The organism is Noviherbaspirillum sedimenti, from assembly GCF_003590835.1.
In the GTDB taxonomy this organism is placed as follows: domain Bacteria; phylum Pseudomonadota; class Gammaproteobacteria; order Burkholderiales; family Burkholderiaceae_D; genus Paucimonas; species Paucimonas sedimenti.
Genome location: NZ_QYUQ01000002.1, coordinates 1,682,474 through 1,705,536, shown reverse-complemented (window position 1 = coordinate 1,705,536; position 23,063 = coordinate 1,682,474). Strand labels below are relative to the sequence as shown.

The window sequence follows — 23,063 nt, the reverse complement described above, 5'->3', positions numbered from 1 at the left end:
CAAATGGATGTCCTTTATTTGCTGGTGCCCCTGAGCGTGATCCTGGTGTTCGCCGTCGGCGCCGTGTTCTGGTGGGCCTTGAGCAGCCGCCAGTTCGACGATCTCGACGAAGTCAGCGAGCGCCTCCTCGCCGACGATGACGAGAAACCGCCACCGGCCGCCTGAACTGCCGGCGAGCAACGCGCACTTCATCTTCTTCCTGTAATCCCGCAGCGCGGCTGCGGTCCGCATTGCGCTGCCAAGCTTCGGCAGCTTGCAATCGCTCCGTATCGTTATTTCGCCGCATGAATTCCGCGGCAGTGTCACCCCTATGCAGCGTGACGCATCCTCGCTCGGCTAAAATGATTGCAAATTGGCAATACCGCTTGATCTGAATCAAGTGCGTTGCAAAATCCCTCCAGTACAGTCTCCCCAGAAATTTTCTCAAAGAGCCGACATATGACCCAAGCCCTTGCTTCGAGTTACAACTACAAGGTCGTTCGCCAATTGACCATCATGTCCGTCGTCTGGGGCGTAGTGGGCATGCTGGTGGGCGTTTTCATTGCCGCCCAGCTGGCCTGGCCGGAGCTGGGGATGGGCATTCCCTGGCTCAGTTACGGCCGCCTGCGGCCGCTGCACACCAATGCGGTGATCTTCGCCTTTGGCGGCACCGCCCTGATGGCGACTTCCTTTTACGTGGTGCAGCGCACCTGCGGCGTACGGCTGTTTTCGGACAAGCTGGCCGCCTTCGTGTTCTGGGGCTGGCAAGCGGTGATCGTCGCCGCCGCCATTTCGCTGCCGCTGGGCTTTACCCAAGGCAAGGAATACGCCGAACTCGAATGGCCGATCGATATCCTCATCACGCTGGTCTGGGTCGCTTACGCCATCGTGTTCTTCGGCACGCTCTACAAGCGCAAGGTCTCGCATATTTATGTCGCGAACTGGTTCTTTGGCAGCTTCGTTCTGACCATCGCCTTGCTACACATCGTCAACAACATCGCGATCCCGGTCGAGTTCATGAAGTCCTACTCCGCCTATGCCGGCGTGCAGGACGCGATGATCCAGTGGTGGTATGGCCATAACGCCGTGGGCTTTTTCCTCACCACCAGCTTCCTCGGCATGATGTATTACTTCATTCCCAAGCAAGCCGGCCGGCCGATCTATTCCTACCGCCTGTCGATCGTGCACTTCTGGGCGCTGATCTTCACCTACATGTGGGCGGGCCCGCACCATCTGCACTACACCGCCTTGCCCGACTGGGCGCAATCGGTCGGCATGGTGTTCTCGCTGATCCTGCTGGCGCCGAGCTGGGGCGGCATGATCAACGGCATGATGACCCTGTCGGGCGCCTGGCACAAGCTGCGTTCCGACCCGATCCTGCGCTTTTTGATCGTCGCCCTGTCGTTCTACGGCATGGCCACCTTCGAAGGCCCGATGATGTCGATCAAGACCGTCAATGCCCTGTCGCACTACACCGACTGGACCATCGGCCACGTCCACGCCGGCGCCCTCGGCTGGGTCGGCTTCATCACCATGGGCAGCCTGTACTACATGATCCCGCGCCTGTTCGGCAAGACTGAAATGTACAGCAAGAGCCTGATCGAGGTGCACTTCTGGACCGCCACCATCGGCGTGGTGCTGTACATCGCCTCGATGTGGATCGCCGGCGTCATGCAAGGCCTGATGTGGCGTGCGGTGAACGCGGACGGTACCCTGACCTATACCTTCGTGGAAAGCGTCAAGGCCACCTATCCGTACTACATCATCCGTTTCTCCGGCGGCGCGCTGTACCTGTTCGGCATGCTGTGCATGGCCTACAACATGGTCAAGACCATCGCCGGCGCACCCGCGGTCGATCCCAAAATCCCCGTGCAGAGCGACGCCGCCCATGCGCCTGTCCATGCGGCTGCCTGAGCCGGTCCGCGCCAAGAGGAGAAGATAGATGCGTAAATTTACTCACGAACTGATTGAAAAAAACGTCACCCTGCTGATCGTGCTGTCGGTGCTGGTGGTCAGTATCGGCGGCCTGGTGGAAATCGTGCCGTTGTTCTTCCAGAAAACCACCACGCAGCCAGTCGAGGGCTGGAAGCCGTATTCGGCGCTGCAGCTGGCCGGGCGCGACGTCTACCTGCGCGAAGGCTGCTACAACTGCCACTCGCAGATGATCCGGCCGTTCCGCGCCGAAACCGAGCGCTACGGCCACTATTCGGTGCCCGGCGAATCGATCTATGACCACCCGTTCCAGTGGGGCAGCAAGCGCACCGGTCCGGACCTGGCGCGCGTCGGCGGCCGTTACAGCGACGAGTGGCATCGCATCCACCTGCGCAATCCGCGCGACGTGGTGCCGGAGTCGAACATGCCGGCCTACAGCTGGCTAACCAAGGCGGTTCTCGATCCGGCCGCGATCGCACCGAAGATGCGCGCGATGCGCTCGGTAGGCGTGCCTTATACGGACGAGCAGATCGCCAAGGCAGCCGATGACGTCAAGGGCAAGACCGAGGAAGACGCTCTGGTCGCTTACTTGCAGGTGCTTGGCACCGCGGTCAAGAACAAGTATTGATCGACACGGGGGAACCCAATCATGTCTACGATCCTTAACATCATTTTTACGATATTGAGCTTGCTGGTCTTCCTCGGCATCGCGTTCTGGGCCTACAGCCGCCACAACAAGGAACGCTTCGAGGCGATGGGCCGCATGCCGCTCGAACAAGATCAAGATAACGCAACAACTGGAAACTGATCATGGCAGATTTCTTACATAACGGCTGGAGCCTTTTCATCGCCGGCGTCACGCTGCTGGGCATCCTTGCCTGCGGACTGCTGCTGTATTCGCAGTCCAAGGTCAAGGTCAAGGTGGGTGCGGACGGCCAGCCGCTGCCGGTGCAGACTACCGGCCACGTCTGGGATGAGGACCTGGTTGAAAACAACAATCCCTTGCCGCGCTGGTGGATGATCATGTTCTACCTGACCATCGTCTTCGCTCTCGGCTACCTGATCCTGTATCCCGGCCTTGGCTCGATGCAGGGCACGCTCGGCTGGAGCCAGGTTGGAAAATATGCGCAGGAAATGAAAGCCGGTGAAGAAAAATACGGCCCGATCTTCAACAAGTACCAGGCCATGCCCATCCCGGCGCTGGCCCAGGATCCGCAGGCCAGGGAAATCGGCGAGCGCCTGTTCCTGAATTCCTGCGCCCAGTGCCACGGCTCGGACGCGCAGGGCAGCAAGGGCTTCCCCAACCTCGCCGACACCGACTGGCTGTACGGCGGCGCCCCGGAAACGGTGCTGGCGTCGATTCGCGAAGGCCGCCATGGCCAGATGCCTTCCATGGCCGCGGCCGTCGGCGGCGACCAGGACGTGCGCAATGTCGCCAATTACGTGCTGAGCCTGTCCGGCTCGAGCCATGACCCGATCAAGGCCGTGATGGGCAAGGCGAAGTATGCCGCCTGCGCCGCCTGCCATGGCGCCGACGGCAAGGGCAACCAGGTCCTCGGCGCGCCCAACCTGACCGACAAGACCTGGCTGTATGGTGGCGGCCTCAACAACGTGATGGATGCCATCAACAAGGGCCGCGGCAACATGATGCCGGCGCACAAAGGCATCCTGTCCGACGCCAAGGTACATTTGCTGGCAGCCTATGTCTGGGGGCTATCGAACCGGCAAGCCACGGTAGCCGGCATTTCGGCTGGCGATGCCAGGGCGATGGGCAAGCTGACCGGCGTGAGCGACACCCCGGCCAGGCAGTAATCCAAAGCATAGAGCAGTACCGGTGGCCGCCCTGCGGGGTGCCATCGGCAAGCAGGAAAGACGATGGAAACCTCACCCCCCAAGCAGTACTCGCAGCAAGAGATCGAGCAAAGCCTGTATGAAGTCCGCAAGAAGATTTACCCGCGGGCGCTGACCGGCTGGTTTGCCACCTGGCGCTGGATACTGGTGTGGTTTACCCAGATCATCTTCTACGGCGGCCCCTGGCTGACCTGGAACGATCGCCAGGCGGTATTGTTCGACCTGGTTTCCCGTAAGTTTTATATCTTTGGCCTGGTGCTGTGGCCGCAGGACTTCATTTACCTGGCGGTCCTGCTGGTCATCTCGGCGCTGGCGCTGTTTTTGTTTACTGCGGTGGGCGGGCGCGTGTTTTGCGGCTACGCCTGTCCGCAGACCGTCTACACCGAAATCTTCATGTGGGTCGAGCGCAAGATCGAGGGCGAACGCAGCGCCCGCATCCGCCTCGACCGTGAGCCGCTGTCGGCGCGCAAGGTGGCGCTGAAGGGTTCCAAGCACCTGGTATGGGGCGCGATTGCGCTGTGGACCGGTTTTACCTTTGTCGGCTATTTCACGCCGATCCACCTGCTGGCCGAGGAAGTCATGAGCTTCGCGCTCGGCCCCTGGGAAACTTTCTGGATCCTGTTCTACGGCTTCGCCACCTACGGCAATGCCGGCTGGATGCGCGAGCAGGTGTGCAAGTACATGTGCCCGTACGCGCGCTTCCAGAGCGCGATGTTCGACAAGGACACCCTTACCGTCACCTACGACACCGTGCGCGGCGAGCCGCGCGGCCCGCGCAGCAAGCAGGCCGACCGTTTCGAACTCGGCATGGGCGACTGCATCGATTGCGGCATCTGCGTGCAAGTCTGCCCGACCGGCATCGACATCCGCGAGGGCCTGCAGTACGAATGCATCGGCTGCGCCGCCTGCATCGACGGCTGCGACCAGGTGATGGACAAGATGGGTTACCCCAAGGGGCTGATCCGCTACACCACCGAACATGCCATGATCAACAAGCTGGGCCGCCGCGACATCTGGCGCCGCGTGCTGCGTCCGCGCACTTTGATCTATTTCAGCATTCTCGGCCTGATCATCCTGGCGGCGGCCATGTCGCTGGCGCTGCGCCAGCCGCTCAAGGTCGACGTCATCCGCGACCGCGGCATGCCGCGCGCGACCGAAGATGGTTCGGTCGACAACGTCTATCGCCTGCAGATGATGAATACCGAGGAAAAGCCGAACCGCTACGTGATTTCTGTGCAAGGCATCAATGGCGTCAGCATCGTCTCGGAATCGCAATTCGAGGTGGCCGCGGCCACCACCAAGGCAGTGCCGGTGCGGGTGCGGGTACCTGCCGGTGCGGCGCAACCGGGATCCAACCGGATCAAGTTCGTGATACAGGATACGGACGACCAGAGCGTGAAGATCACGGAAAAAGCGGTCTTCATCGTGCCGCGCTAGGAGAAATACATGGAATCGATATTCACCACGGAAAAGCCGCAGCAAAAGCACTGGTACCAGGAGCCCTGGATGCTGCTGGTGATCGGCGGCCCTGCGATTGTCATCGTGGCCAGCTTCTACCTGGCCTTCCTGGCGTACAAGGGCGCCGACCATGTGATCGCGCCGGATTACTACAAGCGCGGCCTGGCGATCAACGTCGACATCCGGCGCGACATGGCGGCACGCGAACGCGGCCTGGAAGCCGGGCTGCAGATCGATGAATCCACCCGTGCGGTCAGCTTGCGGCTGAGCGGGCAGGGCTCGCTGCCGCCGACCCTGGCCTTGCGCCTCTCGCGCCCGGCCGGCGAGGGCACCGAAGAAATCGTACTCAAGGCGAATCTGCTGCAGGCCGGCGCCGGCGTCTATCGCGGCAAGCTGGATTGGCCGGCTGCGCTGGATGCCAATGCCGCGTTCCTGTGGCAGGTCAATCTGGATGGCGGCGACTGGCGCCTGACATCCGGCTGGTACGGGCCGATCCATGCTGCCGTGACGATCAAGCCGGCCGGTTGATCAATCCCGTCAGCCATGCATACAATGGACGCACAACATTTTAGATCGCAAGCCATTTGTGACACGGGGAGACCAAATGAATGCCAGCCATACCGCAGCACCTACACGCAAAGAGGGACACCTGCCGCGCCTCGTCATGGCAATCCTGTGGTCATCCTTCCTGATGGCGTGCGTCTCCAGCGGCGTGCTGTTCAGCCTGGTGGATCCGGTCGAGCTGGTGCTGCTCGACAGCCAGGTGCACCTGAGCCAGCTCGGCACCTATACCGTCGGATTTTTCCTGTTCTGGTTCCTGGGCGCGATTTCCAGCGCCCTGACGGCGCTGCTGCTGGCCGGCGCCGAACCGACGTAAGCCGCCATACGGTCATGCCGCCTGACTATCGCTGCCACGGACCGTGCCGCGGGGCGGCTGCAGCTTTCCCATCATGCTGAACCTTCCCCTGATTACCGCAGTCGCCACCGCCGGACTCCTGGGCGGCATCCATTGCGCCGGCATGTGCGGCGGCATGGCGACCATGCTGGGCTCGGCTGGACGCCGACAGGGGCAGGATAGTGGGCGCACCATTCCCATCATGCCGGCGCCGGCCGTGACGACCTCCATCCGTACGTTTTCGGCCTGCGCCTCGCAGCCTGCGGCCGCCGGTTGGCGCCATGCGGCCCTACTGCATGCGGGCAGGATTTCCACCTACGGTTTGCTGGGGGCGGTGGTCGGCTTGCTGGGTGCGGCCGGCTTGCTGCTCAAGCCCATCATGCCGGTGCATACCGCGCTGTTCGTGTTCGGCAACCTGGCGCTGATCTGGCTTGGCTTGCGGTTGGTGGGTTACGCGCCGCTGGAAGGCGCGCTGTCGCGCTTCGGCGGCAGGCTGGCGGCGCTGGTGCCGGCGCGGTTTTCGCCGGCGGCACAAGCCGGGCGCCATCCCTTCCTGACCGGCATGGCCTGGGGCGGCCTGCCGTGCGGCTTGCTGTATGGCGTGCTGCCGTTTGCGCTGTTGTCAGGCGACGCCTGGTCGGGCGCGGCGCTGATGCTGGTGTTCGGCCTGGCGGCCTTGCCGCATATATTGGTCGCGCAGGGCGCCGGGCAATGGCTGCATGGGCGGCGCTTGCCGCTGGTGGCGAAGGCAGTCGGCGCGCTGGCGCTGCTCGGCTTTGGCGTGTATGGCCTGTTTCACCTCACTGATCCTTCCGCGATTTCTCCGCTGTTTTGTATCACTCCGGTGCATTGAGTCCAGATAGGGCTGTATAGCTGCATTTTCCCTGCGTTTCTCCCATATTTATGAGGGAGCGGCTGCGGAATGTGGTTATACTGTCTTTCCTGAAAGACATATTGTTGTCGTGCTTCCGGGCATTCGGAATTCTTACGCGCACGGTAGCACTATGTTGCACAACCAAGTGCTAGGCACCTTGGAATTGGTGTGCGAAATTCTGAACCAACTGTTTGAGGCAAGTGGAGTTTCACTATCAAAGTGACTTGGGGCCTTTTACGTCCGCGTGGGCCAGCATCTCTTTTCTGCAAACGGCCAGGAGTCGTCATTCGACCGAAATGTCCGAATGACTGGTTGAATCCAAGGCTGATTCCGGTCAGTCATACTTGATTCGCCAATTGCTGCAGCCGACCCCTATGCGCAGATCGCAACTATGCGCAGGTCGTCCTGGTAGAACTTTGCCGATTCAATCGTGGCGTGGCATTTGGCGAGGTCGATCAGCGTAGATCTGGACATAGTTTCCGGATCAGAGTGCAGTGGTGGCTCCACTTCAGGAGACCACCATGGGAAACACCCGATCATCTCGATTCACCCGTACCGACTGGCTCGCGACGGGACCTCTCGCGCCTCACGTTGACGCGTTTAAGCAGTACCTGACTGACTGCGGCTACGCTGCGACCACGTTTGCCAACTGCGTGCGCAGCGTTGCCCACTTTGCTCAATGGGTTCACGGTCGCCGTCTGCGCGTCCAACGCATCGACGAGACAGTCGTCGCCGAGTTTCTTGACGATCATCTTCCGCGATGCCACTGTACCGGCCCAGTTCACTGCGACCGACGCAATCTGAGCGCCGCGCTGGGCCATCTTCTGGTTGTTTTGCGCGCTCAGGGTGTGGTTGCTCCGCCAATGATGAGGACGACACCGGTGGATGAGGAACTGCTCTGCTACGAGGAGTACATGGACCATGTGCGCGGCCTGGCGCCCAAGACCCGCGACATCGCCTTGCGTATCGTGGGGCGGCTGCTGGCCTCTCGCTTTGGCGACGGCGCCATCGACATTGCAGCGATCAAGCCCGACCATGTTCGCCGCTTCTTCGCGCAACAAGCCAAGCTCTACCGCAAGCCGGCAAACGCCGGCACGGTGATCTCGGCACTGCGCGGGTACTTCCGCTATCGCGCATCGCTTGGCGACGCGGTGCACGGGTTGATCGGCGCGGTGTCCTACCCTGCCAACTGGCAGTTGGCATCGCTTCCCAAGACCCTCACTGCCGAGGAAGTCGAGCAGTTGGTCGGCTCGCTTGGCAGACCGGGCCGCTCCATGAGGCGCGCCGACGCCATCGTGCGCTGCGCCATGGATCTCGGGCTTCGAAGTGGTGAGATCGCCCGTATCAGCCTCGATGACATCGACTGGCGCGCCGGCACGATCACACTACGTCACACCAAGGGTCGTCGCGAAGATGTGCTGCCACTGCCGGCGACCACCGGCGAGGCGATCGCGGCTTACCTGAAACACGAACGCCCCAAGACGCGCAATCGTGCCGTCTTCGTGCGCCATGTGGCACCGCGCGATCAGCCCATCGGCCCCGACCTCGTGCGCAAGACGATCCGCCAGGCCTTCGCGCGCACCGGGCTGCCCTACACGCGCTCGCATTTGCTGCGCCACACGATGGCCAACCGGCTGCTGGCAGGCGGCTCTTCCCTCAAAGAGGTGGCCGACGTATTGCGCCACCGATCGCTGAACACCACGCTAATCTACGCCAAGCTCGATAGCCGCAAGCTTGTCGATGTGGCGCTGCCGTGGCCGGGGAGCGCAGCATGAGCGCGACCACATCCCTGCAAGCGCGCGTCGAGCGCTATCTGGCCGAGCGTCGCCGCTTGGGCTTCTCCGTGCGCACCCCGGGCTATGCCTTGCGCAGCTTCGCGCGCCATATCCAGGACGCCGGTCACTGCGGGCCACTGACCGTGGAAGTCATGGCCGACTGGGCGCGGTGCGACAGCCACGGCAGCAGTGACCCGCGCACCTGGGCGCGCCGGCTGAAGAACCTACGTTCGTTCACGCGCTGGCTGCAGCAGTTCGAGCCGCGAACCGAGGTCCCAGACGACGCGATCTTCGGCCGCCTGCCCGAGCGGCAGGCACCGCACATCTATAACGAGCATGAGATCATCGATCTGCTGGCCGCCGCGCGACGGCTCGGGCCGACGCCAGGGCTGCGCGGTGTCATCTTTGAAACGCTGTTCGGTCTGATCGCCTGCACTGGGCTGCGGATCTCCGAGGCGCTGTCGCTGCACAACGAAGACGTCGATCTCCAGCGCGAGATGCTCTCCATTCATCAGACCAAGTTCGGCAAGTCGCGCCAGGTGCCCATGCACCCAAGCACCGTGGAAGCGCTGCGGCGCTATCGCTGCATGCGCGACCTGGCCGGTGAGTCCGCGCAGGGCGATGCACCATTCTTCATAGGCACGCGAGGTCGGAGGCGGGGACTGCCACTGGGCGACCGCCAGGTGCATCGCGTATTCGCCGAACTTCGCCAGCAGTTGGGCTGGCGCAACCGTGGGACTCACCACGCCCCGCGCATCCACGATCTGCGGCACACATTCGTAGTGCGCCGCATTGTGCTGTGGCAGGCGCAGGGGGTAGACATCGATCAGGCGATGTTGTCGCTATCGACTTACGTCGGACATGCGATGGTGACCAATACCTATTGGTACCTCTCAGCGGTGCCGGAGTTAATGGCATTGGCTGCCGGACGCTTTGAGTCATTCATGCCTCGGTCGGAGGTTTCAGATGCGTAAATCCACCGCATTCAAGGCCATTGCACCGAAGCCGCCGTCGTTCCCCTCCCTGGTCCAGCAGTTCTTCACCGAGTATCTGGTCGCGCAGCGCGCGGTCAGTCCGCGCACGGTAGCCTGCTACCGAGATGCATTGATGCTGTTCCTGGACTTCGCCAGTCACAAGCTGGGCAAGGCGCCGACGGCCATGAAATTGGACGACATTCAACCCGATCTGATCATGGCGTTCTTGGACCATTTGGAGCACGAGCGACACAACGCGATTCGCAGTCGCAATCTGAGGCTCACCGCATTACGCGCGTTCCTGAAGTTCGCCGGCCGGCGCGACGTGGACTCACTACACGTTGTCGAGCGAACACTGGCCGTCCCGATGAAGCGCTTCGAGCGGCCAATGCTGGGCTTTCTCACGCGTGAGGAAATGATTGCGGTGCTAGGGCAACCCGGGTCGAGTTGGTCTTCGCAGCGTGACCATCTGCTGTTGGCCATGCTCTACAACACCGGCGCGCGGGTTTCGGAGATCATCGGCGTGCGTGTCATCGACGTTGTGCTTGAAGGCGCCGCCTGCGTCCATCTACAGGGCAAAGGGCGCAAGCAGCGATCAGTGCCCCTGTGGAAGACTACACTCCTTGAGATCCGGGCTTGGCTACGTCTTAATCCGACGTTGCGTGGCGAGGCAGCATTGCTGCCCAACCGAGACGGGCGTGCGATGTCAAGATCCAACGTCGCGCAGCGTCTGGACCTTGCCGTCGCCCGCGCGTCAACTCAAGAGCCCAGCATCCTCAAGAAGCGGGTCTCGCCGCACACGCTGCGACACACCACGGCGATGCATCTGCTGCAGTCCGGCGTGCCGTTCAATGTGATCGCACTGTGGCTCGGGCACGAGAGTGCAACTACGACCCACCGCTACGTCGAGGCCGATCTCTCCATGAAGGAAAAAGCGCTCGCCCGGCTGGCGCCGCCCGATACCAGCATGCGTCGGTTCCGGGCGCCGGACTCGCTCATGCGATTCTTGCAGACGCTGTAACTATGCGTAGAAAGCTCCGGACCCCAACGCCCACCGCAACAGGGGCCGGCGCCATCATTCGCATGTCACCTGCGCATAGTTGCGATCTGCGCATAGGGGTCGCTATGTAAACCTCTACATAGCGACCCGAAACTGACTATCGTGCTTCGCAAAAGCGGACGCTCAACGTTCGGCATCAGCGGCGGCGCGAAGCGTCGTCCGCTGCATGCCGTTGTTAGGCGGGCCATCAAATCTTGTGCTTCTCAATCGAGTCATAGACGTTGAGGTAGACACGCCGAATCGAGCCCTCCATCCCACGTTCACCAGAGCGAGTTGATGATCGGAGCCGCCGGCAGTCCCGTGACCGTGCATTTCTCCATCCACTTGACGAGGGCTGGGAAGTCCTGCCAACTTGATTCGGACATCTGGAAGTGGTCGGCCACACCAGCGTCTGTCTCGTAGATCTCGCTCAGGATGAAGCAGGTGTTTCCGGTGGGAGCGGAGTCGGGATCCATGGGGTTGGAAAGCTCTGGCGCCTTAGAAACGTTGTAGCTCAAAAGAGCCTTTTCTCCGTCGCGGTGATGCGTAGCCTCCATCCATGGTCCATGGCTTCGAAAAAGACGATCACCTTCATCCGCTTGATCCGGCGGAGCAACGATGACGTAGATGAGCTGAATCTTACCTTGGTATGCCATGTGCATCTCCTTTCTGGTACTGTGATTCTTGTCCTCCGACATAGACGCCGCCCAACGTTCGAGCTAACCGGCGGCCAGTGGCAGCAGGCCGCTGGCCATCTGGTTAAGCGAGGGGTTAGCCCGCGGTCTGGCCGATGCCGAAGGCGATGGCTACTATCACTTGGGTTGCAGTCCATCTCGCCAGGCAATAGCCTCGAGTTCGACGCGGACAGCGTCTTCGACGGCAATCACGGGTCGTGCCTGGAATTCGAAAGCAGGCCAGGTCGAACAAACTTTGTGAACGGCCAGCGGATCGTCGCAGTCTACCAACATATGCCCACCCCACTCGCCGACTCGCACTACGAACAATTCGATCTTGAAATTGGCGGGCGCCTTCCATTGACCGAACACATCAAGTATTCGCTTCTGGGCATTCTCGTACTCTGTAGGCGAACCTTGCGGGCGTTCGAACCAGCTGATCATGTACTTCATCGGCATCCTCCTCGATTGACTTGAAATCGCCTTAATTTCGGAACATGAAATCGCCTAAGAGTCGCTTGTAAACTGGTTTTTCGAGCACGGTACTATACATTCATGCAGTATTAAATTTTCGTGAAAAGCAGCACCTCACGGTTACTTTGCATCCTATCTATATTCTCGGTCACCTTGGCTGCAATTTGAGTACTCTGATGAATTTCTTCATCACCGCCCGCTTATGGCCGATTAATGGCATTCATCATTGCCGTCGTTTCAACTTAATCTGACACGGTATACCCTACCTACTTTGAGCTAATAAACATCAGGCTCCCATGACTTTCATCAAGGTCCGGTTTTGGCCGGCTCTTGCCTGTCCATCTTGGAATTGACCGACTGCTTTCGCTTGCAAAGCAGCCAGTCATGAAATCTGGCTGACCGGCTGCAACGGGTCGAACTTGGGCCTACGTAACGGTAATCTGACACATCCTTTCAGATAAAATCACAATTTATACATCTGACTCGTATATGGTCTCATCCGACAATTCAGGAAACTGATCGATTAGTCTGGCTTGACGAGGCAGGAATCAGTCCACTCTTTCCGCTGCGCCAGAATGAACGAGGTCACAACCATGCTCATGTTGTCACTATCCTTGATGCTCGCCGCCACAGCCGCCTTTCTGCTTTTGCGCAAACGCGCAGGCAATACGAAAGCCGAACGGATCAGCCAGTTCGTATTTCCGCCATCGATTGCGAATAAGCTCAAGGATGCATACCCCCACCTCACCGATGCCCAGACCGCCACGGTCATGAACGGCTTGCGTGAATACTTCCACATCTCCGCCATTGCCGAGCGGCACATGGTTTCCATGCCCAGCAAAGTGGTCGACGTGGCCTGGCATGAGTTCATTCTTTTCACCCGGCTGTACCATCATTTCTGCCGCACGACCCTGGGACGTTACCTGCATCACACGCCGTCCGAGGCGATGCGCACGCCAACACAGGCCCAGCACGGCATCAAGCGTGCATGGCGGCTGTCCTGTAAACGAGAAGGCATCGATCCCAAGAGTCCCGCAAGACTGCCGCTGTTATTCGCGATGGACGCCATGCTGGCAATCCCTGATGGCTATCGCTACGCGCTGAACTGCCAGTCCGGCGCCGATTACTGTGCTTCGCACATTGGTTGCGGCAGCGGGTGCGGCGGCTCCTCGTCGGCTGACGGTTGTTCCAGCGGCAGTGATGGCTGCGGCGACGGTGGCGGCGGATGTGGCGGTGGCGGTGACTAGAAACTCCGGCTGTACTGCACGCTCAGGATATCAACCTTGCTGTCATAGTTACCTATGAGCCTGCCGGCGCCGGTTTCCGTCTTGTCGATGGCGCCATCCTTGATGAACAGATGGGCATAGCCGAAATCCCAGGCATCCTGCGGCGTTGGCTTGAACTGCGCACCGAAGCCGAGCCAGGTGCGGTCGGCGTCGGGGATGCGCGGCGTGCGGAACTGCTCTTCCAGGGGCGTTGGATCGTAGGCGAGGCCGGCGCGTAGTTTCCAGGCATCGTTGTAGCGATAATTCGCCGCGACTGCAATGCGCACCGTGTTGCGCCATTGTTCAGGCGTCACGCTGTCGGCTGCGCCGTTGGCAAAACGTATCCGCAATTCCTGGAAACGGCTCCAGCGCATCCAGCTCACATCGCCCATCACCGTCCAGCGCGGATTGAGATCGAAGTGGCCGCTCACGCTCAATGACTCCGGCAGCGTCACGTCGGCGCTGACGCCGCTGTTGGTGAAGGTGGGTGCGGCGGCCAGCGGGGCTGGCAGGCCAGCCGGCTTGTCGTAGCTGGCGTCACCGGACAGTGTGTGCCTGATGCGGGAGCGATAGGCGATGCCGATGCGCGTCGCCTCGTTCGGCGTCAACAGCACGCCGAGGTTGAAGCCGAAACCCCAGTCATTGCCTTTGACGGTCGCCTTGCCATCGCTGGCTTGTGGCAGCAAACCCAGCGGTGCGCAGGCGCCGGGGCCAAGGCTGGCGACGCAAACCGTGCCGAAGTCGATGGCCCGGGACAGTTCGACATTGACGTATTGCGCACTGATGCCGGCGCCGAGCGCGACGGCGTCACTCAGCTTGTATGACAGCGCGGGGTTGATGTTGACGGATTTCATGTCCGATTTCAGCGCCTGGTAGCGGCCGACCCAGCCGGCGTCGTAGTCGGTCTTCAGGCCAAACGGCGATTGCAGGCCAATGCCAAAGCGCAGCTGCGGTGCGATATCCATCGCAAAATACACGGCGGGCACCGCCGCCCAGCCGCCGGCATCGTCGCTGCTGCCGCCGCTTGCCGCAGTGCCGAGCGCGGAGAGGGAGCCGGCGTTGCTGAATTTGGAGGAGGTCCGGATGGCGGAGCCGACCAGCATGAATTGTTGGCCGGACATGCGCGACAAGCCCGCCGGGTTGAAATAGATGGTGCCGAGATCTTCGGCTGCCGCGGCGCCGCCGGCATGGGCATTGGCGACGCCGGCTGCGCTCATTTCATTGAGTGCAAAACCGCTCGCGTGCGCGGTGCCAACCGGCACAACTGGCCCGAATGACCCAAGCAGCAGCAGGATCGCGCCCATCAGGGGCAGGGTGGTGCTTTTCCTGCGCAAGGCGCCGCTGAATCTTGCATCGCTAGTGCCCATCGCAATCTCCTGTGTCGCCATCGTGTGGACTTCGGTTTCGCTGCACGATGATAAAAGAGCAACTGGATGGAACCTTGTGCCGGGTCAATGATCTTGGTCCGGGGCGGCGTGGGGGGCTTGCCCGGCTCACTTGAAAGGATTGGCCACCTTGTCGAGCGGCTTGAGAGCAATTTTCTCTGGTAATTCGGCCCCCTCCAGCGCCGCTATCGTGGCATCGATCAATTGCTTCAATTCCTGCGCCAGCGCCAGGCCCGCTTTGTCGCGGGTAATTTGCAAGCTGCCATACATCTCGATGCGATCCAGGCGGTTTTCCAGCGTCATCTGGTCCAGCGTCAGTACCGTTGCTTCGTCCTGAAATGGCTGCAATTGCGTCATGGCTTTACCTCATGGATGGATTGGACCCGGCGACGGGCATGGGTTTGCCGCGGCTGCGGTATTTGTACGGCTGCGGCGGCGGCAGTTGCATGCCGGCCGTCTTCACGCTGGCGCGCATGCGGGGAAAAAGCTTGATGCCGATGCGTTTTTCCAGGGCATCGATGCTGAGCTCCTGGTATTCCAGCCCTGCCGCATTGACGGCGACATAAGCCCCGGCCTCGCCCCTGGCTGGATCGTATATTGCCTTGAAAACATGCGTCGGCACAAGCACCCGGCCATTGAGCCGTTGCAATTCTTCGCCTTCGAAGATCGGGCCGGTGATGACATACAATGCGCCGCGCTCGAACACGAGTTCGCGCGTGCTGTATTCGATCCCTTCCCACAGGATCTGGTTGTTTTTCCGATGTTGCGGAATGATATTGGCCAATGAAAAACTTTCATGTTGCGCCTGGTCGGTCGCCATGTCGCCCGACGGGCTCAAATGACCGCGGTCGAAGCCGGAGCGTACATAATCCTCCAGTTCGGCGCGCTGCCAGAAGGGCAATTGTTTTTCTTCATGGTAGGTATTTTTGCGTTTCAGCATCCGCGCCTGGCCCAGTCGAGGCGCCGTGAGATATTCGGCTGACCACAGCGGTGTGCGCGAAACACCCGAATGCAGTACGGCAAAATTTTCGAAACAAAGGGTGCGGGTTTGCGGCCGCAACTTTTCCGCGACAAGCTCGGGCACAGTGCCATCGGCAAAGTGGGTGGCGCAATCGGGATCAAGGGGGCGGCTGAAAGCCTGGCTGGCAACCAGCAACAGGCCAAGCAGAATAATTCTTGACTTCAACATAACGGTGTAAAAAATCTAAACTGATGGAAATTTGCGTAATCGCAAATACTTGCTTGGGGATTGGCTTACGATGACATCTGATCCTTCAATACACTCCCCCTGGAGTTGTTTTGGCCCGCGTTGCGCAAGCACTGCGGGCTTTTTTTTTGTGCAAGCGTAAATCGGAGCATCGGAGGAAGACGCGACGGATACAAATTGTTTCAATATTTACTGTGCAAGGACTGGTTGCCAGCGAGGGCGTGAAGTTAAATAGAGTGTACAGCAACCAACGAAACATTCGCCCCCCTAGGAGCCAGACATGAACAAATTCTATTCCCTGATTACCGGCGCCGCCATTCTGGGCGCCAGCCTGATGGTCGTCACCCCCGCCGCCATGGCGCGCGACAATGTCGACTGGTCGGTGAATATCGGTTCGGGCGGCGGTTATGGCTATCCGGCGCCGGTCGTGGTGCAGCCGCCGGTGGTTGTCCACAGGCCTCCCGTGGTGGTGGTCCAGCGGCCGGTGCCGGTGATGGGCTACGGTGAATACTATGGCGCCCCGGCGCCGCGCTACGTGTATGGGCCTGACTGGCGTCATCACCGGCACGGTCACCACCATGGACATGGTCACCGTCATGGTCACCGGCATGACCATGGTCACGGTCATGGTCACGGTCATGGTCACGGTCATGGTCATGGTCACGGTCACGGTCACGGTCATGGTCATGGTCATGGTCATGGTCATGACGGCGGTCACGGTCGCCATGGGCGTTGAGCGCACATACGGACAAGGAATTTTCCCTTTGTCGTCAAGGCATTAGACACCGCGCCCAAGAGCCGGTAGACTTGTGAGTTTTGCGCACTACCGCCCCATGTCTACCGATTCCGATCTGCCAGGCGCAGATGCCCCCGAGCTTGCCTCGGCCCAGGCCGAAACGACGCGCACCGTCAGCGCTGCGCAGATTGCGCGCGAAGTCACGCGCCGCCGCACTTTCGGCATCATTTCCCACCCGGACGCCGGCAAGACCACGCTGACGGAAAAACTGCTGCTGTTTTCCGGCGCCATCCAGCTGGCCGGCACCGTCAAGGGCCGCAAGAGCGGCCGCCACGCCACTTCGGACTGGATGGAAATCGAAAAGCAGCGCGGCATTTCCGTGGCCAGTTCGGTGATGCAGTTCGAATACCGTGACCACGTGGTCAACCTGCTCGATACCCCGGGCCACCAGGATTTCTCGGAAGATACCTATCGCGTGCTGACAGCGGTCGACTCGGCCCTGATGGCGATCGACGCCGCCAAGGGCGTGGAAGAGCAGACCATCAAGCTGCTCAACGTCTGCCGCATGCGCAATACGCCGATCCTGACATTCATGAACAAGATGGACCGCGAAACCCGCGATCCGCTGGAGTTGCTCGATGAAGTCGAGTCGGTGCTGCAGATCGAATGCGCGCCGGTGACCTGGCCGATCGGCATGGGCAAGACCTTCCGCGGCGTCTATCATTTGCTGCGCGATGAAATCCTGCTGTTTGCCCCGGGCAGCGAGCGCGCCGACCAGACCTTTGAAGTCGTCAAGGGTATCGACAATCCGCGTCTGGCAGAGATGTTCCCGCTGGAAATCGAACAATTGAAAATGGAAGTCGAGCTGGTGCATGGCGCCTCGCACGCCTTTGATCTCGATGCTTATCTCGCCGGCAAGCAAACGCCGGTCTTCTTCGGCTCGGCCATCAACAACTTCGGCGTGCGCGAAATCCTTGATGCCTTGCTGGAATGGGCGCCGGCGCCGCGTCCGCGCGATGCCACCGTGCGCACGGTCGAGCCGCAGGAAACGCCGTTTTCCGGCTTCGTCTTCAAGATCCAGGCCAACATGGACCCGGCCCACCGCGACCGCATCGCGTTCCTGCGGGTGTGTTCCGGGCGCTTTGAGCGCGGCATGAAAATCAAGCACCTGCGCATCAATCGCGACATTCGCGTGTCGAATGTGGTGACCTTCATGGCGTCAAGCCGGGAGCAGGTGGAAGAAGCCTTTGCCGGCGATATCATCGGCTTGCCCAACCATGGCAACATGCAGATCGGCGACAGTTTTTCCGAAGGGGAAATGCTGCAGTTCACCGGCATTCCTTATTTCGCCCCGGATTTCTTCCGTTCGGTGCGGATTCGCAATCCGCTGAAGATCAAGCAATTGCACAAGGGTTTGCAGCAGCTGGGCGAGGAGGGCGCGGTGCAGGTCTTCAAGCCGGTGCATGGCGGCGACCTGATCCTGGGCGCGGTCGGCGTGCTGCAGTTTGAGGTGGTTGCCAGCCGCTTGCTGAACGAATATGGCGTCGATGCGGTATTCGAAGGCACCAGCATCAGCAGTGCGCGCTGGATTACCTGCGACGACAAGAAAGCCCTGGCCGAATTTGAAAAATCGATTGCCGGCAATAACATTGCTTTCGATGCCGCCGGAAATATGGCTTATCTGGCCACATCGGGCGTCAACTTGCGTCATACGCAAGAGCGCTGGCCGCAACTGACCTTCCACGCCACGCGCGAGCATTCCGTCAAGCTCGAATAATCGTCGCTGATTCCCTGTCTGATTTTTCCGCAAGACATCGGGAACTCATACCATCTTGTTATGCCTAACCGTGGCGCATGTTGTTACTGCGTCATGGTTAGGCATTATTTTTTATTTCCAGCGTACATCATTCCAAGGTGCATTTTTCGCGTGGCGCATGTGTGATGCATGGACGGCGATAAAGAATAATTGAAGATTTATAAAAATTTCACATTTGATTTTAGTCAAGTTGATGTGTGGAATTTGTTTTTATAGTTCTTGCCTGACTTATATTAGCTCCCTCGCACCAATAATAAAGACGTATTACGAGACAAGATATTTAAATCCACATTGCCGGCAATTCAATGGCACGGAAAAGGAGTGAATTGATTATGTTGACCGCCACTTATTCCTTGGTAGCATTATCAGCAGAACAAAAAAATACACGCAGCATGTTGTCCAGAGTACATCACCAAATTCAAAGCATTTTGCAGGATTTGCACACGATCAATCGAGCCAGTGTGGAAGCGGCCTTGAACAAGCTTGAACAGTTCGAGGCATATTGTCACAAACGGAAAGTCGAGACTTACGTGATCCCGGCATTGCGCAAGACCACCCGCAAGGCCGATCCGATTCTGGATGAACTCGACTCCCTGAGTTCGCGCAGCATGCGCATCCTGCGCTCGCTGCATGAGCAGTTGTGCAGCGCATTCGAACGCGGTTTGGCCGACGTGCGAGAAATCTGTTCCACCATGGAACTGTATTGCCATAACTTGCGCAAGCGTTTTGCCAAGGAAGAAGAAGAGTTGTTTCCGATTGTAAGGGGTACCCTCTCCATTGAGGAATGGTTCGACCTGGCGGCCAAATTTCTTTCCGACGATGAGAAAAATCGGCATCATCCAGCCATCGTGCCAGGCAGCGCCCAGCATTCATCAGAGCATCATTCATCTTCACAATAAGGTTTCAGTAGGGGCAATTCTGTGGAGCGACCTGGTCGCTCTTTTTTTTTGCTTCCGGCAGTCGGGAACTTCTCTTGCGCGCAATGGCATTTCTTGGCATCGTGTCGGCATTACCTTTTGCTCACCGTCATGCCTAAAATATTCAAGTTCACCCAATTCTCTTTGCGCGACCTGATCGTCACCGCCGGACCAGCGACCTTGCTGGTGATCGGCTTGTGCTTTGTAGCCTACTGGCTGATCGATCCTTCGCCGCCGAAACAGGTGGTGATGTCGACCGGCCAGGAAAACAGCGCCTACCAGGAGTTCGGCAAAAAATATGCCGCCACCCTGGCCAGGCAAGGCATCCAGGTCGAATTGCGCGCCTCGCCCGGTTCGCGGGAAAACCTCAAGCGCCTGCAGGAACAGGATTCCGGGGTGGATATCGCCTTTGTGCAGAGCGGCTCGACCGAACAGGCCGAAGCCGAGCGCCAGGGGCTGGTTTCGCTGGGCAGCCTGTTTACCGAGCCTGTGTGGATTTTCTTGCGCGGCAATAAAAAAATAAGCGAGCTGAGCCAGTTGAAGGGTTTGAAAATCAATGTCGGTCCGGCGGGGACCGGCGTGCCGCAGCTGTTCAAGAGTTTGCTGGAAGTGAATAATATCGAGGCGACGGAAGTGCGCCTGGGTGATCTGGACAACACGCCTGCCACGGTGGAATTGCTGGCGGGGCGGATCGATGGCCTGGTGTTCAGTTCGGCGCCGGATGCGCCGCTGATCCAGATGCTGCTGCAAACGCCCGGCATCCAGCTGGTCGATTTCCCCCAGGCTGAAGCCTATACCCGGCGCTTTCCTTTCCTTTCGCATGTGGTGCTGCCGCGCGGCATTGCCGACCTGGGCAAGAACCTGCCCGCCCGGGATTACCACCTGATTGCCCCGACCGCCACCCTGGTGGCGCGCGAAGACCTGCATCCGGCCCTGGTGGATCTGTTCGTGCAGGCGGCAGCGCGCATCCATGGCGGCGCCAGCTGGTTCAATGTGCAAAAGGCATTCCCGACCGCCAGCTATACCGAGATCCCGGTTGCCCGCGACGCCGAACGCTATTACCGCAGTGGGCCTTCCTTCCTGGAACGTTACCTGCCGTTCTGGCTGGCCAATTTCTTCAGCCGCATGTGGGTCGTCATCATTGCCGTCGGCGCGCTGGCGCTGCCGCTATCGCGCATTCTGCCGCCGTTGTATGTGTGGAAGGTGCGTTCGCGTATCTATCGCTGGTACGGCAAGCTGCGTGCCGTCGAGCAGGCGATCGAGGAGGTGCCGGCCGAGCGGCGCGCCGAAGTGTATCAGGAGCAATTGCAGCGGCTGAACGAGATCGAGGAAAAAGCCAATCACACCTCGATCCCGCTTTCCTTTGCCGAGGAACTGTATGGCTTGCGCAGCCATATCAACTTCGTGCGCAAGCGTATCCTCTGGCTGACGCAAGGGCAGTGAGCCTTTGCGCGTTTGCTCTCTAGTCTTGCCCGTCGCGGCCTTGGCCCTCAGGCGCCGAGCCAGGGCAGGCCGGCCTTGCACCAGCCGGAGACGTGCTTGCGATGGCCTTCACTATCCTTGTCGCCTTCGAATCCTTCGAGGATATCGTAGCAATGCTTGTAGCCCTGTTCGGTGGCAAGTTTGGCGGCATGGCGCGAGCGCACCCCCGAGCGGCACAGGAACAGCAGGGGATCTTCGTGTGTGGCGGATTGCGCGAGTTGCGCGAGAAAATCCGGATTGTGGACGCCGCCCGGATAGAGATTCCATTGCACCGCGCGGTGCTGGCTTTCAGGCAGGGCGACGCGGCCGACCCAGTCGCGTTCAGCGGCAGTGCGCACATCCACCAGTTTGGCATTGGGATCGGCCTGCAAAAGTGCAAAGGCTTCCTGAGGGGTGAGCGCGCCAGCATAGGGCAGGTTGCCGGCCTCGGCACGTTGGCGGGCGTTCGCGAGAATTTCAGCTACCGTGGTCATGATTGGATCCATCCAAAAGAATGCACAAGATACTGGATTATAGCCTTGTGAAACAAACAGGTTCAGGGAGCGAAGCGCCGGATTGCGCACCGAGGCACCAAAACAGTGCGTACAAATATTTCCAAATAGAATTTTCACTATATTGGTGCGTCAATTTTGATTTGCATCAAAATGGTGCGATTACGGCGCAAGGGGGGCGTGCCAAACTTGTTGAATGCCGCCAGAATCAGCGCAGTTCAAAGCAATTGCCATCGGGTTTAATTATTCTGTTGGTGGCATGGAACCTGCTATCATTCTTGGTTGAATTTTTGATTTTTCTCAAGCCCGTCGGCCTCCTGTTATCCGCTGACGGTTGCTCCGATCTCAATTCGCATTTTCTTATTAATTTCCGCTCACATTTAGGAGATTCGCATGGCAAGAACGGCCGCAGAGGTCTTGAAGATGGTGAAAGACAACGAAGTCAAATTCGTTGATTTCCGTTTTGCTGACACCCGGGGCAAGGAACAGCACGTGACCGTGCCTGTTTCCCACTTCGATATGGACAAGTTCGAATCCGGCCATGCCTTCGACGGTTCGTCGATTGCCGGTTGGAAGGGTATCGAAGCTTCCGACATGCTGCTGATTCCCGATCCGAACACGGCCAACATCGATCCGTTCATGGAAGAAACCACACTGTTCATGCAGTGCGACGTGATCGAACCGTCCGACGGCAAGGGCTATGACCGCGATCCGCGTTCGATCGCCAAGCGCGCTGAAGCCTACCTGAAATCCTCCGGCCTGGGCGACACCGCCTACTTCGGCCCGGAGCCGGAATTCTTCATTTTCGACAGCGTGCGCTGGAAGTCTGACATGTCCGGCTGCTTCGTCAAGATCGATTCCGAAGAAGCATCTTGGAGCACCGGCGAGAAGCTTGAAGGCGGCAACAGCGGCCATCGTCCGACCGTCAAGGGCGGCTATTTCCCGGTGCCGCCAGTCGACAGCTTCCAGGACATGCGCTCGGAAATGAGCCTGATCCTCGAATCGCTGGGCATCCCGGTCGAAGTGCACCACCACGAAGTGGCAGGCGCCGGCCAGAACGAGCTCGGCACCAAGTTTTCCACCCTGGTGGAGCGCGCCGACTGGACCCAGAACCTGAAGTACGTGGTCTGGAACGTTGCTCACACCTATGGCAAGACCGCGACCTTCATGCCGAAGCCGATCGTTGGCGACAATGGCTCGGGCATGCACGTGCACCAGTCGGTCTGGAAAGACGGCAAAAACCTGTTCGCCGGCGACGGTTATGCAGGCCTGTCGGATTTCGCCCTGTACTACATCGGCGGTATCATCAAGCACGCCCGTGCACTGAACGCGATCACCAATCCGGGCACCAACTCGTACAAGCGCCTGGTGCCTGGCTATGAAGCGCCGGTCAAGCTGGCTTACTCGGCCAAGAACCGTTCGGCTTCGATCCGTATTCCGCACGTGGCCAACCCGAAGGGCCGTCGCGTCGAAGCGCGCTTCCCGGATCCGCTGGCCAATCCGTACCTGTGCTTCGCTGCATTGCTGATGGCAGGCCTGGACGGTGTGCAGAACAAGATCCATCCTGGCGAAGCTGCCTCGAAAGACCTGTACCATCTGCCGCCAGAAGAAGATGCACTGATCCCGACCGTGTGCTCGTCGCTCGAGCAGGCGCTGGAAGCCCTCGACAAGGACCGCGAGTTCCTGACCCGTGGTGGCGTCTTCAGCGACAGCATGATCGATGCCTACCTGGAACTGAAGATGCAGGAAGTCCAGCGCATGCGTATGACACCGCATCCGGTTGAGTTCGACATGTACTATTCGTCGTAATCCAACGGCGGTAAGCAATTCAAAAGGGCG

Annotated in this window: 25 protein-coding genes; 19 read left to right on the top strand and 6 right to left on the bottom strand. The window is 59.7% G+C overall.

Annotated elements, in window-relative coordinates:
* Nucleotides 1-3: 3 nt before the first annotated feature.
* From ccoS to D3878_RS07955, 12 genes are all read left to right on the top strand, one after another.
* Nucleotides 4-165, top strand: coding sequence for a cbb3-type cytochrome oxidase assembly protein CcoS (gene ccoS / locus D3878_RS08010; RefSeq protein ID WP_119784984.1), 162 nt, complete (start codon nucleotides 4-6; stop codon nucleotides 163-165).
* A gap of 273 nt (nucleotides 166-438) precedes the next feature.
* Nucleotides 439-1,893: a cytochrome-c oxidase, cbb3-type subunit I gene (ccoN, locus tag D3878_RS08005; RefSeq protein ID WP_119784983.1), complete on the top strand. Its 1,455-nt coding sequence runs from the start codon at nucleotides 439-441 to the stop codon at nucleotides 1,891-1,893.
* A gap of 28 nt (nucleotides 1,894-1,921) precedes the next feature.
* Nucleotides 1,922-2,539 (top strand): cytochrome-c oxidase, cbb3-type subunit II, encoded by a 618-nt coding sequence (gene ccoO, locus D3878_RS08000; RefSeq protein ID WP_119784982.1) that lies wholly within the window; start codon nucleotides 1,922-1,924, stop codon nucleotides 2,537-2,539.
* Nucleotides 2,540-2,560: 21 nt separating this feature from the next.
* On the top strand, nucleotides 2,561-2,719 hold the full coding sequence (locus D3878_RS07995; protein ID WP_119784981.1) for a cbb3-type cytochrome oxidase subunit 3: 159 nt from the start codon (nucleotides 2,561-2,563) through the stop codon (nucleotides 2,717-2,719).
* Between the two features lie 2 nt (nucleotides 2,720-2,721).
* Entirely contained in the window at nucleotides 2,722-3,723 is a 1,002-nt protein-coding gene (ccoP, locus tag D3878_RS07990; protein WP_119784980.1) for a cytochrome-c oxidase, cbb3-type subunit III, read from the top strand.
* 63 nt (nucleotides 3,724-3,786) lie between these two features.
* Nucleotides 3,787-5,199, top strand: a complete 1,413-nt coding sequence (gene ccoG / locus D3878_RS07985; RefSeq protein WP_119784979.1) for a cytochrome c oxidase accessory protein CcoG — start codon at nucleotides 3,787-3,789, stop codon at nucleotides 5,197-5,199.
* A gap of 9 nt (nucleotides 5,200-5,208) precedes the next feature.
* Complete coding sequence (locus D3878_RS07980; protein ID WP_119784978.1) at nucleotides 5,209-5,748, top strand: FixH family protein; 540 nt, start codon at nucleotides 5,209-5,211, stop codon at nucleotides 5,746-5,748.
* Between the two features lie 76 nt (nucleotides 5,749-5,824).
* Nucleotides 5,825-6,097, top strand: a complete 273-nt coding sequence (locus D3878_RS07975; protein ID WP_199688116.1) for a hypothetical protein — start codon at nucleotides 5,825-5,827, stop codon at nucleotides 6,095-6,097.
* A 73-nt stretch (nucleotides 6,098-6,170) separates the two neighbouring features.
* On the top strand, nucleotides 6,171-6,968 hold the full coding sequence (locus D3878_RS07970; RefSeq protein ID WP_147383908.1) for a sulfite exporter TauE/SafE family protein: 798 nt from the start codon (nucleotides 6,171-6,173) through the stop codon (nucleotides 6,966-6,968).
* 542 nt (nucleotides 6,969-7,510) lie between these two features.
* The gene (locus D3878_RS07965; RefSeq protein ID WP_119784976.1) at nucleotides 7,511-8,764 is read left to right on the top strand and encodes a site-specific integrase; all 1,254 of its coding nucleotides are present in this window, start codon (nucleotides 7,511-7,513) and stop codon (nucleotides 8,762-8,764) included.
* Entirely contained in the window at nucleotides 8,761-9,738 is a 978-nt protein-coding gene (locus D3878_RS07960) for a tyrosine-type recombinase/integrase (RefSeq protein ID WP_119784975.1), read from the top strand. The genes D3878_RS07965 and D3878_RS07960 overlap by 4 nt, the downstream gene beginning before the upstream one ends.
* Nucleotides 9,731-10,759, top strand: coding sequence for a tyrosine-type recombinase/integrase (locus tag D3878_RS07955; protein ID WP_119784974.1), 1,029 nt, complete (start codon nucleotides 9,731-9,733; stop codon nucleotides 10,757-10,759). Before D3878_RS07960 ends, D3878_RS07955 begins: the two co-directional genes overlap by 8 nt.
* Before the next feature lie 299 nt (nucleotides 10,760-11,058).
* On the opposite strand, the gene D3878_RS07950 is transcribed toward D3878_RS07955, so the two are convergent.
* The gene (locus D3878_RS07950) at nucleotides 11,059-11,433 is read right to left on the bottom strand and encodes a hypothetical protein (RefSeq protein WP_119784973.1); all 375 of its coding nucleotides are present in this window, start codon (nucleotides 11,431-11,433) and stop codon (nucleotides 11,059-11,061) included.
* 156 nt (nucleotides 11,434-11,589) lie between these two features.
* Complete coding sequence (locus D3878_RS07945; protein WP_119784972.1) at nucleotides 11,590-11,904, bottom strand: DUF3303 domain-containing protein; 315 nt, start codon at nucleotides 11,902-11,904, stop codon at nucleotides 11,590-11,592.
* Nucleotides 11,905-12,500: 596 nt separating this feature from the next.
* Here D3878_RS07945 and D3878_RS07940 point away from each other — a divergent pair.
* A complete protein-coding gene (locus D3878_RS07940; RefSeq protein ID WP_199688115.1) occupies nucleotides 12,501-13,172 on the top strand; it encodes a glycine-rich domain-containing protein in 672 nt (223 codons plus the stop codon).
* Here D3878_RS07940 and D3878_RS07935 read toward each other — a convergent pair.
* From D3878_RS07935 to D3878_RS07925, 3 genes are all read right to left on the bottom strand, one after another.
* Nucleotides 13,169-14,557: an OmpP1/FadL family transporter gene (locus D3878_RS07935; RefSeq protein WP_119784971.1), complete on the bottom strand. Its 1,389-nt coding sequence runs from the start codon at nucleotides 14,555-14,557 to the stop codon at nucleotides 13,169-13,171. The two genes, D3878_RS07940 and D3878_RS07935, sit on opposite strands and share 4 nt — an antisense overlap.
* A 126-nt stretch (nucleotides 14,558-14,683) precedes the next feature.
* Nucleotides 14,684-14,932, bottom strand: coding sequence for a hypothetical protein (locus tag D3878_RS07930; RefSeq protein WP_119784970.1), 249 nt, complete (start codon nucleotides 14,930-14,932; stop codon nucleotides 14,684-14,686).
* A 4-nt stretch (nucleotides 14,933-14,936) separates the two neighbouring features.
* The gene (locus tag D3878_RS07925; RefSeq protein WP_119784969.1) at nucleotides 14,937-15,764 is read right to left on the bottom strand and encodes a DNA/RNA non-specific endonuclease; all 828 of its coding nucleotides are present in this window, start codon (nucleotides 15,762-15,764) and stop codon (nucleotides 14,937-14,939) included.
* A gap of 298 nt (nucleotides 15,765-16,062) precedes the next feature.
* Here D3878_RS07925 and D3878_RS24050 point away from each other — a divergent pair, with 298 nt between their 5' ends.
* The 4 genes from D3878_RS24050 to D3878_RS07905 all read left to right on the top strand — a co-directional run bounded on the left by D3878_RS24050 (nucleotide 16,063) and on the right by D3878_RS07905 (nucleotide 20,694).
* Nucleotides 16,063-16,518, top strand: a complete 456-nt coding sequence (locus D3878_RS24050) for a hypothetical protein (protein WP_119784968.1) — start codon at nucleotides 16,063-16,065, stop codon at nucleotides 16,516-16,518.
* Nucleotides 16,519-16,615: 97 nt separating this feature from the next.
* Nucleotides 16,616-18,295 carry a peptide chain release factor 3 gene (locus tag D3878_RS07915; RefSeq protein WP_119784967.1) on the top strand — a complete coding sequence of 560 codons (1,680 nt, stop codon included), beginning with the start codon at nucleotides 16,616-16,618 and terminating at the stop codon, nucleotides 18,293-18,295.
* A 371-nt stretch (nucleotides 18,296-18,666) separates the two neighbouring features.
* A complete protein-coding gene (locus D3878_RS07910) occupies nucleotides 18,667-19,233 on the top strand; it encodes a hemerythrin domain-containing protein (protein ID WP_119784966.1) in 567 nt (188 codons plus the stop codon).
* A 129-nt stretch (nucleotides 19,234-19,362) separates the two neighbouring features.
* Entirely contained in the window at nucleotides 19,363-20,694 is a 1,332-nt protein-coding gene (locus D3878_RS07905) for a TAXI family TRAP transporter solute-binding subunit (RefSeq protein ID WP_119784965.1), read from the top strand.
* A 47-nt stretch (nucleotides 20,695-20,741) separates the two neighbouring features.
* On the opposite strand, the gene D3878_RS07900 is transcribed toward D3878_RS07905, so the two are convergent.
* The gene (locus D3878_RS07900; protein WP_119787769.1) at nucleotides 20,742-21,206 is read right to left on the bottom strand and encodes a rhodanese-like domain-containing protein; all 465 of its coding nucleotides are present in this window, start codon (nucleotides 21,204-21,206) and stop codon (nucleotides 20,742-20,744) included.
* Between the two features lie 20 nt (nucleotides 21,207-21,226).
* On the opposite strand from D3878_RS07900, the gene D3878_RS23450 reads away from it, so the two are divergent.
* Together D3878_RS23450 and glnA are read left to right on the top strand one after the other, a co-directional pair.
* Nucleotides 21,227-21,679 (top strand): hypothetical protein, encoded by a 453-nt coding sequence (locus D3878_RS23450; RefSeq protein WP_147383907.1) that lies wholly within the window; start codon nucleotides 21,227-21,229, stop codon nucleotides 21,677-21,679.
* A complete protein-coding gene (gene glnA / locus D3878_RS07895) occupies nucleotides 21,618-23,033 on the top strand; it encodes a type I glutamate--ammonia ligase (RefSeq protein WP_119784964.1) in 1,416 nt (471 codons plus the stop codon). Before D3878_RS23450 ends, glnA begins: the two co-directional genes overlap by 62 nt.
* Nucleotides 23,034-23,063: the final 30 nt, after the last annotated feature.

Excerpts from the sequence above, each read along its gene's own strand:
- ccoS (WP_119784984.1), top strand. The coding sequence starts at position 4 with ATGGATGTCCTTTATTTGCTGGTGCCCCTGAGCGTGATCCTGGTGTTC.
- ccoN (WP_119784983.1), top strand. The coding sequence starts at position 439 with ATGACCCAAGCCCTTGCTTCGAGTTACAACTACAAGGTCGTTCGCCAA.
- ccoO (WP_119784982.1), top strand. The coding sequence starts at position 1,922 with ATGCGTAAATTTACTCACGAACTGATTGAAAAAAACGTCACCCTGCTG.
- D3878_RS07995 (WP_119784981.1), top strand. The coding sequence starts at position 2,561 with ATGTCTACGATCCTTAACATCATTTTTACGATATTGAGCTTGCTGGTC.
- ccoP (WP_119784980.1), top strand. The coding sequence starts at position 2,722 with ATGGCAGATTTCTTACATAACGGCTGGAGCCTTTTCATCGCCGGCGTC.
- ccoG (WP_119784979.1), top strand. The coding sequence starts at position 3,787 with ATGGAAACCTCACCCCCCAAGCAGTACTCGCAGCAAGAGATCGAGCAA.
- D3878_RS07980 (WP_119784978.1), top strand. The coding sequence starts at position 5,209 with ATGGAATCGATATTCACCACGGAAAAGCCGCAGCAAAAGCACTGGTAC.
- D3878_RS07975 (WP_199688116.1), top strand. The coding sequence starts at position 5,825 with ATGAATGCCAGCCATACCGCAGCACCTACACGCAAAGAGGGACACCTG.
- D3878_RS07970 (WP_147383908.1), top strand. The coding sequence starts at position 6,171 with ATGCTGAACCTTCCCCTGATTACCGCAGTCGCCACCGCCGGACTCCTG.
- D3878_RS07965 (WP_119784976.1), top strand. The coding sequence starts at position 7,511 with ATGGGAAACACCCGATCATCTCGATTCACCCGTACCGACTGGCTCGCG.
- D3878_RS07960 (WP_119784975.1), top strand. The coding sequence starts at position 8,761 with ATGAGCGCGACCACATCCCTGCAAGCGCGCGTCGAGCGCTATCTGGCC.
- D3878_RS07955 (WP_119784974.1), top strand. The coding sequence starts at position 9,731 with ATGCGTAAATCCACCGCATTCAAGGCCATTGCACCGAAGCCGCCGTCG.
- D3878_RS07950 (WP_119784973.1), bottom strand. The coding sequence starts at position 11,433 with ATGGCATACCAAGGTAAGATTCAGCTCATCTACGTCATCGTTGCTCCG.
- D3878_RS07945 (WP_119784972.1), bottom strand. The coding sequence starts at position 11,904 with ATGAAGTACATGATCAGCTGGTTCGAACGCCCGCAAGGTTCGCCTACA.
- D3878_RS07940 (WP_199688115.1), top strand. The coding sequence starts at position 12,501 with ATGAACGAGGTCACAACCATGCTCATGTTGTCACTATCCTTGATGCTC.
- D3878_RS07935 (WP_119784971.1), bottom strand. The coding sequence starts at position 14,557 with ATGGGCACTAGCGATGCAAGATTCAGCGGCGCCTTGCGCAGGAAAAGC.
- D3878_RS07930 (WP_119784970.1), bottom strand. The coding sequence starts at position 14,932 with ATGACGCAATTGCAGCCATTTCAGGACGAAGCAACGGTACTGACGCTG.
- D3878_RS07925 (WP_119784969.1), bottom strand. The coding sequence starts at position 15,764 with ATGTTGAAGTCAAGAATTATTCTGCTTGGCCTGTTGCTGGTTGCCAGC.
- D3878_RS24050 (WP_119784968.1), top strand. The coding sequence starts at position 16,063 with ATGAACAAATTCTATTCCCTGATTACCGGCGCCGCCATTCTGGGCGCC.
- D3878_RS07915 (WP_119784967.1), top strand. The coding sequence starts at position 16,616 with ATGTCTACCGATTCCGATCTGCCAGGCGCAGATGCCCCCGAGCTTGCC.
- D3878_RS07910 (WP_119784966.1), top strand. The coding sequence starts at position 18,667 with ATGTTGACCGCCACTTATTCCTTGGTAGCATTATCAGCAGAACAAAAA.
- D3878_RS07905 (WP_119784965.1), top strand. The coding sequence starts at position 19,363 with ATGCCTAAAATATTCAAGTTCACCCAATTCTCTTTGCGCGACCTGATC.
- D3878_RS07900 (WP_119787769.1), bottom strand. The coding sequence starts at position 21,206 with ATGACCACGGTAGCTGAAATTCTCGCGAACGCCCGCCAACGTGCCGAG.
- D3878_RS23450 (WP_147383907.1), top strand. The coding sequence starts at position 21,227 with ATGCACAAGATACTGGATTATAGCCTTGTGAAACAAACAGGTTCAGGG.
- glnA (WP_119784964.1), top strand. The coding sequence starts at position 21,618 with ATGGCAAGAACGGCCGCAGAGGTCTTGAAGATGGTGAAAGACAACGAA.